Origin of the sequence: Streptomyces sp. NPDC057565, assembly GCF_042801455.1 — a bacterium.
Lineage (GTDB): Bacteria > Actinomycetota > Actinomycetes > Streptomycetales > Streptomycetaceae > Streptomyces > Streptomyces yanii.
The window spans coordinates 1-11428 of record NZ_JBHVFU010000117.1; the positions used below are offsets into that span (position 1 = coordinate 1).

8 protein-coding genes and 2 pseudogenes are annotated in these 11428 nt (G+C 67.3%); 1 reads left to right on the top strand and 9 read right to left on the bottom strand.

From position 1 onward, the window contains the following. Positions 1 to 95: 95 nt before the first annotated feature. The 6 genes from ACFU8W_RS50975 to ACFU8W_RS51000 form a co-directional block, all read right to left on the bottom strand. Positions 96 to 443, bottom strand: coding sequence for a transposase (locus ACFU8W_RS50975; RefSeq protein WP_384052664.1), 348 nt, complete (start codon positions 441 to 443; stop codon positions 96 to 98). Between the two features lie 103 nt (positions 444 to 546). Continuing rightward, positions 547 to 2172, bottom strand: coding sequence for an IS4 family transposase (locus ACFU8W_RS50980; RefSeq protein WP_384052670.1), 1626 nt, complete (start codon positions 2170 to 2172; stop codon positions 547 to 549). Between the two features lie 833 nt (positions 2173 to 3005). After that, the gene (locus ACFU8W_RS50985) at positions 3006 to 3953 is read right to left on the bottom strand and encodes a hypothetical protein (RefSeq protein ID WP_384052665.1); all 948 of its coding nucleotides are present in this window, start codon (positions 3951 to 3953) and stop codon (positions 3006 to 3008) included. After that, positions 3950 to 4498 carry a SigE family RNA polymerase sigma factor gene (locus ACFU8W_RS50990; RefSeq protein WP_384052666.1) on the bottom strand — a complete coding sequence of 183 codons (549 nt, stop codon included), beginning with the start codon at positions 4496 to 4498 and terminating at the stop codon, positions 3950 to 3952. The genes ACFU8W_RS50985 and ACFU8W_RS50990 overlap by 4 nt, the downstream gene beginning before the upstream one ends. 457 nt (positions 4499 to 4955) lie before the next feature. After that, entirely contained in the window at positions 4956 to 6131 is a 1176-nt protein-coding gene (locus ACFU8W_RS50995) for an IS30 family transposase (RefSeq protein ID WP_384052667.1), read from the bottom strand. 148 nt (positions 6132 to 6279) lie between these two features. After that, complete coding sequence (locus tag ACFU8W_RS51000; protein WP_384052668.1) at positions 6280 to 6903, bottom strand: hypothetical protein; 624 nt, start codon at positions 6901 to 6903, stop codon at positions 6280 to 6282. A 680-nt stretch (positions 6904 to 7583) separates the two neighbouring features. Here ACFU8W_RS51000 and ACFU8W_RS51005 point away from each other — a divergent pair. After that, positions 7584 to 8534 (top strand): annotated as a pseudogene (locus ACFU8W_RS51005) (ISAzo13 family transposase); the annotation flags it as partial. A 16-nt stretch (positions 8535 to 8550) separates the two neighbouring features. Here ACFU8W_RS51005 and ACFU8W_RS51010 read toward each other — a convergent pair. The 3 genes and pseudogenes from ACFU8W_RS51010 to ACFU8W_RS51020 form a co-directional block, all read right to left on the bottom strand. Next, on the bottom strand, positions 8551 to 9909 hold the full coding sequence (locus tag ACFU8W_RS51010; protein WP_384052669.1) for an IS4 family transposase: 1359 nt from the start codon (positions 9907 to 9909) through the stop codon (positions 8551 to 8553). Positions 9910 to 9978: 69 nt separating this feature from the next. Beyond that, a pseudogene (locus ACFU8W_RS51015) lies at positions 9979 to 10929 on the bottom strand (ISAzo13 family transposase); the annotation flags it as partial. Positions 10930 to 11088: 159 nt separating this feature from the next. Further along, entirely contained in the window at positions 11089 to 11298 is a 210-nt protein-coding gene (locus tag ACFU8W_RS51020) for a hypothetical protein (protein WP_345519809.1), read from the bottom strand. Positions 11299 to 11428 lie beyond the last annotated feature (130 nt).

Consider the following 11428-nt stretch of genomic DNA (forward strand, 5'->3'; position numbering starts at 1 on the left):
CAGACCCACCCCCCGCGCACCCTCGAAGCCCTGAAGAGCGTGATCGAGCAGCACGACAACATGATCGAAGCAGCCAGTAGTTAATTTACGGCTCCCTACCAGGTCATCTCCGAGGCGAAAAACTTTGTCGCCTTGCGCAGGATGTCCCGCTCAGTGGCGAGGGTGGCGTTCTCCTTGCGGGCGGCCTTCAGCTCGGCCTCCAGGGCCTGGACGCGGGCTTCGAGCTCCTCGCGGGTGGCCTCGGAGGCCGGGGTGGTGCTGGTCACGTTCTTCCTGGTCATGCCGGTGGTGCTGCCGCCGCGGACGCGGTCGGCGCGGATCCAGTTCCGCAGGGTCTCCGCATTGATCCCCAGGTCACGCGCGGTCTGCGCGATCGTGAGATCGGGGTCCGAGTGGAACAGGGCCACGGCATCGGCCTTGAACTCGGGCGAATAGACCTTCATCACCATAATCGGTCACCCTCTCCCGACCCCCACCGGGGTCGGCGTCAGAGTGTCCACCACTCAGGGGGAGGTCCCAAGGCCGGGTAGTTAGCGTTTTCGCAGGTCACGCAAGTGGGGCTGGAGACCATGGTGTTGCGGCGTAGAGGCCGGGGCCGAGCTTGTGGATGAGGCCGCTTGCGGCCCACCGATTCAGTTGTCTGTACATGGTCTCCAGGGTGATGTCGCCGAAGTGGGCGGCGATTTCGCGGGGCTGCCAGAGACGCGTGGGGTCTTTCTGGAGCAAGGCCAGGATGCGGTGTCGGCGCCGCGCGGCAGGGGTAGCGTGCCGGTCGTCCCGGGAGGCCGAGGGCAGTGCGGGTGAATGATCCACGGGCTCAAGGACGGTGACGTCGAGGCAGGTGACGGTGCGGCTGGTGTCGGGGCGGCCGTCGTCACGTCGCTCGCTGTAGCGGGACATCGGTGACTTGACCTTGCGGGTACTGACCCGTTGTCGGCGGGACGGGAGCAGGCCGGTTAGGATCCGGCGGCCGATCGTCCCGAGGGGCGTGCCCCGGTCGGTGTCCGCGGTGACGATGCCGGCGGCCTGGATCACCTGGTCACGGGCGGTGTGGAGCGCAACGCTGAAACTGCAGCGGTCCGGGTCGGTGCCGGGGAGGGATTCGGCGGCGTCGACCATCACGGTGCGTAAGGCCTGGTAGAGCGTGAGCAGGGACCACATCTCCTGCTCGATGCCTGCCGGGTCGCCCGAGCGCAGGTTGCGCCCGTCCATGATCGTGTGGCGGAGCGCGTAGTACGCCGATTCGTGTTCCCACCGCTGGTGATAGAGGCCCACCAGTGCGGTGGCGGGGTAACGGCGGGCGTCGGTCAGGGTGGTGACCAGTCGGTAGGACCCGGTGAAGGATGTGCCGTCCGCGCAGGTTACGGCGATCTGTGCGTCGATGATTCGCACTTTCACGACGCCGATCGCCGACAAGTAGGACCCGTCGGCGAGGCGGGTGAGGACAGGCGTGCGCCGGTTGCTGCGGAGCCGGCCCAACACCTGGGCGCCGGTGTCGGTGACCGCCGCGAGGAAGGCGTTGCTGTCGAATCCCTTGTCCCACAGCACCAGCATGTCCGGCCGCAGCAGATGCAGCAGCCGACCAGCGTAGCTCGTCTCACCCTCGGCGGTGGGGCCGAACACAGCACCGACCAAGGCCCGGGTGCCGGTCTCGATCAAAGTCATCAACTCCAGCGTCGGATAGCCATGATGCGAAGTCCTGCCCAGCCAGGCCCGGTTCCGCTCGGAATCGGGAACCCTCAGCGAACTGCAACCGTCGAACGACACCGTCCGGTACGGACCGAAACGCACCCCTGGCGTCGTCGGCCGGGCCAGCAACCCGGCCAGCACCTCGAACAACGCCCGCACCGGCGCGCTGCCGATCCGCCGGCGCAGGTCACGCAACGCCTTCGCCGACGGACAGACCACGGGCATCCCGGACAGACCAGCGGTCAGCTTGTCCCAGACGAGGCGATAGCCGACCTCAGGGAACAAGCACATCGCCAGCAGGAAGTAGACCCCAACCCGCGACGGAAGATCACGCAGACGCCTCTGTACCGCCCTCGTCTCCGCAAGGACCGCATCCACGAGCTCGAACGGCACGACGGCCGTCAGCTCCCCCAGATGTCCGGGAGCAAACCGGCCCGCGGCCACGGTGACCGTACGGGTGATGGCAGTCAGGGCAGACGGCAGGACACAATGACGGGGCAACGGAGCTCCTTCGGGACAAGCTGTCTTGGACGACTGCCTGTACCAACGAGCTCCGTTGCTCTTCGTCGGGAATCCTTCAACTCTCTTGCGTGACCTGTGAAAACGCTAACTACCCGGCCTTGGGGGAGGTCCCGATCCTCAAGACTTTCGCCTTGGATGCCACGAGCGCCGGATGGCATGCCATGGTCATCCCACGCGAGCACCCGAGCGTGTATCTGCAGGCGATTGCAGCCGCTCAACGATGGAGACGCATGTGTTCGGAGCAATGCCTCCGGGCGCCAAGATCGCTACAGCTGTCACGATCACCGCTGTCGTCGGACTCACCATCGCTGCGATCCGCTGGTTCAAAGCACACAAGCGGTAGGCCGGGGCCGCCTCCGGGCCGTGATCGAACTTACCAGGCACGTGTGGGCGGCGGGGTGCTTTTCTTCCTGGGTGAGCACTATGTACCTGCGCAATCCACGACGCCGGTCCTACGCGGCAACTGAGCGTCCCGGGTGATCTGGCGCCCCGCGAGGACGCTTGCGACGCGCTGCATCGTCGCCGGTGGGAACGGTGCCAAAGGAAACGCGCCCAACTTTTCCTGGGGACGGCGGCTGGCCCGCCGTCGTGCTGACGGCGAGGCATGTGTCGCCCGTTTGCCCCCATGGCGGCCTTCGGCACCTGGGCAACGCAGGTACGGTGAACTGCCGACACGCAGGACCCGGGCTGAACGGCCTTACTGTGGCCAGGCCTTGTCCGGCTTCCAGCGCCGCGTCCGGAATGGGCGGCCGGGGGGTGCCGTCCCCTGCGCGGTACCCCCCGGCCAGGCGGCGCTACGGCAGCGTCTTTTGGTAGGTCTTGTCCTTGTCGGAGTCGTAGACCAGCTTGCCGTCGGTGTCGTACCCCTTGATGTGGGGGGCCACGGTGACCTGCTGGTTCAGGATGCCGGAGGCGACGAACCAGCCGTGGTCGAGGGCGGCCTGGCTGGTGGCGCCGCCGTAGGAGACGGTCACCCGGGCCACCTGCGGCTTGACCGTGCCGATGAAGCCCCAGCGGAACGGGAGCTTCCAGTTGCCGCGGTCGAGGAACGACTGCTGGTAGAGCTTGCCGCCGTTGATGTCGGCCATCACGGGGCCAGCATCCGGCGGACCGTCGGATCCTACGCTGGTGCCGAGGCCCTGGGCCTCGCCGCCCTTGATGTTGCAGATCAGCCGGATACGCTGCGGCTGCTCCTTCACCGCGACGACGTACATGCCGTCGCCGGGCGTGTTGGAGTCGCCGGTGCTCTTCATCGCCAGCATGATCCGGTAGTCGTGTGCCGCGCCCAGGTCCGTGTGGAACTTGTCGTCTCGGCCGCGTGCGTTCGACTGGTCGTAGGCGAGGCACTTCTCCAGCCCGGCGGCGGCCTGCCCGAAGGTGATTCCGTCGAGGAGCTGGCCCTCCGTGGCCGGCCGCGCGGGCACCGTCGGCGACGCGGAGGGCGTCGGTGTCGCCCGTGTCCGGTGCGTGGCGCTGAGCGACGGTGTTGCCGCCGCCGTGTCCTCGCCTTTGCCCCCGCCGGTCAGCGCGTACGCCCCGACAGGCAGCACCGTCAGCGTCACCAGGGCCGCCCCGGCCGCCGCCACACGGCGCCGCCTCTCGACCGTGCCCCGGCGGCGGATCGCCGGATACGGCACCGGCGAGGGCCGGATCGTGTATGCGTCCTCGGCAAGCAACTCGCGCAACTGCTCCTCGAAATCCCCTCCGGTTCCCCTCTCTTGCTGCTCCTGCTCCTCGTTCATTTGCTGCCTCCCTGCCCGGACGACGCTCGGCTGCGGACAGGTCCGTCCATGACCTGCGCGAGCCCCAGATACGTACGCAACTTCGCCAGTCCCTTGGACGCCTGGCTCTTGACCGTGCCGGGCGAGCAGCCGAGCACCTCGGCGACCTCCGCCTCAGAAAGGTCCTCCCAGTAGCGCATGACGACCACCGCCCGCTGCTTCGGCGGCAGTTCGGCCAGCGCCACGAGCAGGGCGCTGCGCTCGTCAGCCCACGAGACGGCCTCGTCGCGCGCCGCCACCTCCGGCGGCGCCGCGGTCAGCGCCTCCGCCACCCGCCGCTTGCGGAACCGGTCACTGTTGCAGCTGACCAGGATCCGCCGGACGTACGCCTCCGGGCTGTCACTGCGTGAGACACGCCGCCATGACCGGTACGCCTTGGCCAGCGCCGTCTGTGTCAGGTCCTCGGCATAGTGCACGTCGCCCGTGAGCAGATACGCGGTCCGTACGAGATGGGACCACCGCGCTCTGACGAATTCCTGGAACTCGGCCTCTTGTTTGGCCTGCATCAAGCACCCTCCCTCGCCCTCCAGACCACCGTTTCGGCGGATTCGGTTGCCCGGGATCGGGTGCGTTTCTTTCTGAGTGACCACCCCGACGGCATGCACCAACAGCTTCTGAACGCTCGCAAGCCCGTTCGGGGCCGTGGACAGCCGCACGCCAGTGAGCTGCGCCGTGCTGTAGCTGTAGGCACCAACCGGTCACTCAAGGGGAAACGCACCCTGGGCGTCGCGCGTGCCAGATCCGTGCCAGATCGAACAGTCAGCCACGGTCAATTGGGGTGTGAGGCGGTGCAGGCATGCGCTGGCAGGCTTGGTGCCGTTGTACGGCTGTTGACCAGCCAAGACCGCCCTGGGGCCGGTGCCAGGCTTACAAAGCAGATGTCGGCGGTTCGAAACCGTCCGCGCCCACCAGTGCAAAGGCCCCCAGCCGATGGCGGATTCAATCGGTCGTCGCAACACGTGATCACTTACGTGTGGTGGCGAGCAGTTTAGACAGACGCTCGGCTGGGGTTTTCCAGCCGAGCGTTTTGCGTGGTCGGCTGTTGAGTTCGGCGGCCACGGTGTCGAGGTGCTCGCGGCTGTGCAGGGACAGATCGGTGCCCTTGGGAAAGTACTGCCGGAGCAGGCCGTTTGTGTTCTCGTTCGAGCCGCGTTGCCAGGGGCTGGCGGGGTTGCAGAAGTAGACCGGCATGTTCACCGCGGTGGAGAAGAGCTGGTGCCCCGCCATCTCGTTGCCCTGATCCCAGGTCAGTGACCGTCGCAGGTGGGGCGGCAGCTGGCTGATGGTGGCGGTGAGGGCATGGTGGAAGTGTTCTGCCCGGTGTCCGTTGGGCAGGTGCACCAGCATGGTGAAGCGAGTCGTGCGCTCGACGAGTGTGCCGATCGCGGAGCGGTGGCCGGCGCCGACGATGCAGTCGCCTTCCCAGTGGCCGGGAACGGCACGATCGGTGGCTTCGGCAGGCCGGTCGCTGATCATCACCATGGGGGCGGTGAACCGGGGCTGCCGCTTGTGTGCCTGGCGGTGGGGGCGTCGGCGGGCCCGTCCGGTCCGCAGGGCACTGGTGAGTTCGCGGCGGAGTTCTCCGCGGCCCTGGACGTAGAGGGCCTGGTAGATCGTCTCGTGGGTCACGTGCATCTCCGGCCGGTCGGGGAAGCGTGCCCGCAGAACCTGACAGATCTGCTCAGGGCTCCACCGCTGTTCGAGGTGGTGCTGGATGAAGTCTCGCAGTTCGGGGTTCTGTCCTGTCTTCCCGGTCTTCGGGCGGGGCCGACGAGCCTCTGCGCGGCTCTGTGCGGCGTGAGGGCGGTAGACCCACTGGGAGGATCCCGCGCGCACCGGCATGCCGTTGCGGCGTATCTCCCGGCTGATCGTGGAGGGGCTGCGACCGAGCTCGGCGGCGATCTGCCGTATGGATGCCTTCTCTACCAGCCGGTCGGCGATGTGAAGGCGGTCAGCCTCGCGCAAGTACCGCGACGGACCGTCCGGCGAGATCGGCCGCCGCACGCTGGGCCTGGCCTTCTCCCCAGTTGTCGCCGCACGTCCGTTCCGCCACCGCTTACCGGTCCGCAGGTTGATGCCGACTACTCGGCATGCCTCCCGACTGCTCAGCCCCTGATCCCAGACCAGTGTGAGGCTCATCTGAAGGACGCCTCCTGGCATCAGCCCATCCCCAGGGGGCCTGGCATAGGAGAAACTGCAGGTGAGAGGTGGAAGATGCAGCCCTCGCTGACGTCGGCGGTTGACATGACGTTGGCGTGCACTGGTCGAGGGCCGATGCTGGATGGAGTCAGCCGTCGAACCAGACGACCAGGCGGACTCCCTCGTCCCCATGCAGGTTCGCCAGCGTGCGCATGACCGACCAGACGGCACCCCATTCGCTGTCGGGCACGGCGTCCTTTCGCTGTAGGCGGCCGACGCGGAAGAGTCGGTCGCCGTCCGGCCACTCGGTGTTCTCTGGATAGACGCTGCCCGCGCAGTAGAGTTGCGGGGCATCAGTGAGGCCGGACAGTTCGGCAAAACGGGTGAGGCCGGAGTTCCGTCCGTGCATCTTCCAGCTGCCGTCAGAGCTCCGGCGGTACTCGTGAACACAGCCATCGACCTCGTTTGCGACCTCGTCCCAGTCGGCGGCTGCTAGCTCCGCCCACGAGATCCAGGACTCGCCGTGCAGTTCATCACTCCAGGGCTCGAACTCAGCGAGGACCTCATTCGACACGTCATGAGGGAGGCCTCGGTGATCGGCGAGTGCGCGGAATGAGGCGGCGTCGCGGACACCGAACAGGGACCCGAAGGCGACATAGTCGCGCCCGTTGTAGAGATGCGAAAGGTCGATGGCCCCGAACCAGCTGCGGTCGTCCTTGTCCAGCCAGCGATCCCAGCGGCACTCGATGAACCCGTGTATGTCTGTCCCCATACCCGGAATTGTTCTCCGTCGGCATGAGGCGGGCGACGAAATTTCTGGCTCCTGGCCGGCCGCGCGTGCGGCCTCTCGGGCCATGCCTTCCCCCAGGTGTGTCCCGAGAGCACCCACCTGCGGAGAAACCGCAGCTCAGACGTGCCAGGGGGAGCCCTCTGTAAATCTGCCGGCTCAGCCTCCCCAGGTTCGAACCCTGGCGCCGCCACAGAACGGGAAACCCCCCGCTGACCTGCTAACACAGCAGATCAGCGGGGATTTCTGCATGCTCGGGACACGCCCGACGGAGGCCGCCAAAGTGGCGGCTTGTCTCACTCGGGGCCGCAGGTATCCCGCCGCTGATCAGGTTGTGTCCCCCACCTGTCCCCCGGGGGACAGGCAGCTGGGTCCTGTCCGGCGATCACGTGATACGGCCGGTTGCCGTGGTGGTGCTTGGTCGACCTGACGGAGATCAAGGTGACGCGGTAGCGGCACTGCAAGCGTCCTCCCCTCCAAGCAGCCGTCCTCGGAACACCAGCCCCTTGAATGGTTTTCGGCCCTGCTGTTCGGTGACCGGTCCGCCGAAGGAGACGGCGCTCTCGGAGACCGTTCCGGCGACGAAGTTCAGCGCCCAGGAGCCGTAAGGGAATTACTGACGGTTTTTGCACGGATCCGGTGCGTGCGGTGGTATACGGGCTGGCATGGGGATATCGGATGAGGTCCTGGCGGTACTGGATGTGAAGTTCGCCGCGGTACTGCCACATCTGGACGAGCGGCAGCGGCGCTTGTATCTGGCCTCCGAGGCCAGGGCGTTGGGGCACGGCGGGATCAAGGCCGTGGCCGGACTCACGGAGGTCTCGGAGTCGACCATCTCGCGGGGACAGGAGGAGCTCGCGGGTGGGGCGGAGGTGCTGGGGCGGGTGCGACGACCGGGCGGTGGACGCAAGAGTGCCGCCGAGCGTGATCCGGGCCTGGTGGCGGCGCTCGAGTCGTTGATCGAGCCGCACGAGTTGGGTGACCCGGTCTCACCATTGCGCTGGACCACCGCCTCGCTGCGGGACCTGGCCCGGGAGCTGACCGAGGCCGGACACTCGGTCAGCGCCCCGGTGGTGGGTGACCTGTTGCATGAGATGGGCTTCAGCCTGCAGGGCATGGCCAAGACCCGGTCCGGCCACCAAGTTCCCGACCGTGATGAGCAGTTCCGGCACATCAACGCCGCCGTCGAACGATTCCTGGCCGAGGGCCTGCCGGTGGTGAGCGTGGACGCGAAGAAGAAGGAGCCGATCGGTGACTTCGCCCGCCCCGGGCGCACCTACCGGCCCAAGGGCAAGCCAATCACCGCCCCGGACCACGACTTCACCCGCCCCGACACCCCGCTGGCCATTCCGTACGGCGTCTACGACCTCGGGAGGGACACCGGCTGGGTGAACGTGGGCACCGACCGCAACACCGCCGCGTTCGCGGCGGAGTCCATCCGCCGCTGGTGGAACGAGCGAGGCCGTCTGGACTACCCCGGAGCCACTCGGCTACTGATCACCGCCGATGCCGGCGGGGCGAACTCGGCGGACTCCACCTTGTTCAAGATGGACCTGGCCGCCCTGTCCGACGACTCCGGGCTGGACATCACCGTGATGCACTTTCCGCCTGGCACGCAATGCCGTTGTTTGACTACTGAATCATCGTCGGTTGCAACGTGATGACCTTGGCTGTGACCTTCCGTGTTGGCCGCCGGTCCCGGGTGTTGATCCGGTAGGACAGTTTCGAGGAGTACTTCGAGTCCGGCCGTTTGAGGTGCCGGTCAGCCTCACGCAGGCGCCTGGCGCCGTTGTCGAGCTTGCGCTGCGTCTTCGCGGCCAGCACGGCCAGGAACTTTTTGATCTTCGTGGGTGTGTTCGCGCACTGGCGGACCACACTGCGCCGCGCGTGCTTGAGGACCTTGACGAACGAGACCCGGTCCGGATCGATCCCGTTGTCGTCGGCCAGACCCACGATGATCTGCGTGAGGCAGTGGTGCACGACCAGGTGCGCCCAGACCTCCTGCCGCACCAGATCCGGGTCTCCCGAGCGCAGGACTTCGGCCGGCCCGCGTTGAAACGTCTTGATCTGCCGGAACGCCGACTCCGCCTCCCACCTCGAGTGATAGAGCTCTGCCAGCTCCGCCGCCGGATAGGCAGCCAGGTCCAACAGATCGGTCAACAGTCTGACTACCTCGCCGCCGTCGACGCGGTACTCGATCACCCGGACCAGCACCCCGCCGGGATGCGCGCCTTTCTGCCCGGCCAGGTTCATCCTCGCCAGGTACGTACCGTCGGGCAGACGCTGGACCGGACGCGCCGCGACGCTCGAACGGGCCCGGATCAGCAGATGTGCCCCGGCCCCGGTGTACGCCTTCCACAACGCCACCCCGGGAAGGCCCCGGTCCATGATCACCAGCATCCCGGCGGCCGATTCGGCCATCTTGATCGCCAACTCCGGCTCGCCGCCGTTGAACCCGCCCACCGCCGCGTCAATCTGCGCGTGCGTGCCGCACTCGGTCAGGGTCACCACCCGCGTCTGCGGGAACCCCGCGGGCTGGCCGTTCTTGACTGGCCCTCCGAAGGTGGCCCGGTTGGCCGTCGTATCCGGCGCATCCAGCACGAACCCGTCCACCGCAGCCAGACGCATCCCACGGTAGAAGGCTCTCCCCAGGCCGACAGGAGCCAGCGGGCCAGCCAGCTCGCGGAACGTGGTTTCCAGGACCAGTGAACCCAGGCGCCTCCGCGCCCGCGTAAACGAGGACTTGTTGGGGATGCTCCCGCTCAACTCGGCAATCTCGCCTACCAGTTGCTCCGCCACGTCGTCGTAGGAGTCCTGCTGAAACAGGGCCAGGGCGAGCGTGAAGTAGACCATGAACCCGGCCGGCAGGGCGCCGGGCTTCTTGTCGCGAACTCCGCACTTCTCCAGCACATCGGCGACGAGCTCCTGGGTCACCCATCGGGTCACCACTCCCAGCCGCACACGATCGGACAACCCCACCCACGGATGCATGCCGAGTCCAACGACCGCGCTCCTACAACGTCACCGTGAACTGCTTGGCACACTCAAGCAACGGCATTGAGTGCCTGGAGGAAAGTGACACACCGTCACCTCCAGGCCGCTGACGTGGGCGAAGTCGGCGAGTTCTTTCTTCCATGCACGGACCCGATAGCCGTTGGAGCCGCCGGCGTCGGCGGTGATCAGCAGCCGGGAGGCGTGCGGGTAGCGGTGCCGTCCCTCGCCTTCCCACCAGCGTCGCAGGGTGGCCACCGCGAACGCGGCAGTGTCCCCGTCACAGCCGACCGACACCCAGCCGGCGTCCGCGGTGATGTCGTAGATCCCGTAGGGCACCGCCTTGGCCGCTCCCTTCTCCGGGAAGTCGTGCGCACGCACCTGGACCGGTTCACCGGCGCGGTGCCACTCACGCCCGGCGACCGCGTAGTCGCCCAGGACTTCCTTCTTCTTGGTGTCCACGCTGATGACCGGCTGCCCCGCTGCGGTGTAGGCCTTGACCTGGTCGTTGATGCAGTGGAACTGCGCGTCCCGGTCTGGGTGGCGGGCTCCCTCGGTCGTGCGTGAGGTGCCCTGCAGGCTGAACCCCTCGGCCTTCAGGAGGGCCGCGACGGTGTCGGCGCCCACCGGGTGTCCCTGTCTCGTCAGCTCGGCGGCCAGCTTGCGGGTGGACTTCACTGTCCACCGCAACGGCGACTCCGGATCACCCCGCTGGTCCGGCTCGACCAGTGTCAGCAAAGCCGGGATGAGGCCCGGATCCGCATCCCGCAGGCGCTTGCGCCCTCCACCCTCCACCCGCACCCGACCGGTCGGCTCCCCGCCAACCGCCAGCTCGCGAACGCCACGGGACACCGTGGACTCCGCAACTCCCGCCGCACCGGCCACCGCCCGGATACCGCCATGCCCCAGCACACGCGCCGCCGCACCGAGAACAAGACGCCGCTGCCGCTCATCCACCTGCGGCAACAGCACAGCGAACACATCCGCCAGCGCAGCCTCGAACCCCTCCGACACAGCCAGTACCCTACCGGCCAACACCCCTACCAAACCGTGGAGTTATTTTCCGGCGGCTCCCTGGACCTAGCATGCCCGACGGGTCGGCACAGTCCCTGCGACTCTCCCGGCTACGCTCGCGCGGGAGCGCCCCGCGGCGCGTGGCTGCGGGGCGCCTTGTGAGGTTTAGTCGATCTGCTCCCCGTTGTGCGTACCGCCCTTGCAGAGGTTGTCCCCCAGATCGGGCATTCCGCCGCCCTGCATGCACTCAGAAGGGGTGACGTAGGATAGGGCACCCTGTGCGGTGGCGGCGGTGGCGGTGACGGCGCCTGTGAGGCCGAGTCCGGCGAGGGCTGCCGTGGCGATGACGGCGGCGAGGATTCGTTCAATGCGCATTTGGTTCCCCTTTCACGGATTGCCTCGGTTGGGGCACTAGTGTCTCGTGATCCTGTCCATGTCAGTTCGAGTTGTTATTGACGAGTTTCTTCACGTTGGTCGCGACGAGCCTGACCTTCGCGAGGACCTC

Bases quoted from the DNA above. Each gene is read 5' to 3' on its own strand.
- ACFU8W_RS50995 (WP_384052667.1), bottom strand. From the start codon at position 6,131: ATGAGCCTCACACTGGTCTGGGATCAGGGGCTGAGCAGTCGGGAGGCA.
- ACFU8W_RS50990 (WP_384052666.1), bottom strand. From the start codon at position 4,498: ATGCAGGCCAAACAAGAGGCCGAGTTCCAGGAATTCGTCAGAGCGCGG.
- ACFU8W_RS51010 (WP_384052669.1), bottom strand. From the start codon at position 9,909: ATGCATCCGTGGGTGGGGTTGTCCGATCGTGTGCGGCTGGGAGTGGTG.
- ACFU8W_RS51000 (WP_384052668.1), bottom strand. From the start codon at position 6,903: ATGGGGACAGACATACACGGGTTCATCGAGTGCCGCTGGGATCGCTGG.
- ACFU8W_RS51020 (WP_345519809.1), bottom strand. From the start codon at position 11,298: ATGCGCATTGAACGAATCCTCGCCGCCGTCATCGCCACGGCAGCCCTC.
- ACFU8W_RS50985 (WP_384052665.1), bottom strand. From the start codon at position 3,953: ATGAACGAGGAGCAGGAGCAGCAAGAGAGGGGAACCGGAGGGGATTTC.
- ACFU8W_RS50975 (WP_384052664.1), bottom strand. From the start codon at position 443: ATGAAGGTCTATTCGCCCGAGTTCAAGGCCGATGCCGTGGCCCTGTTC.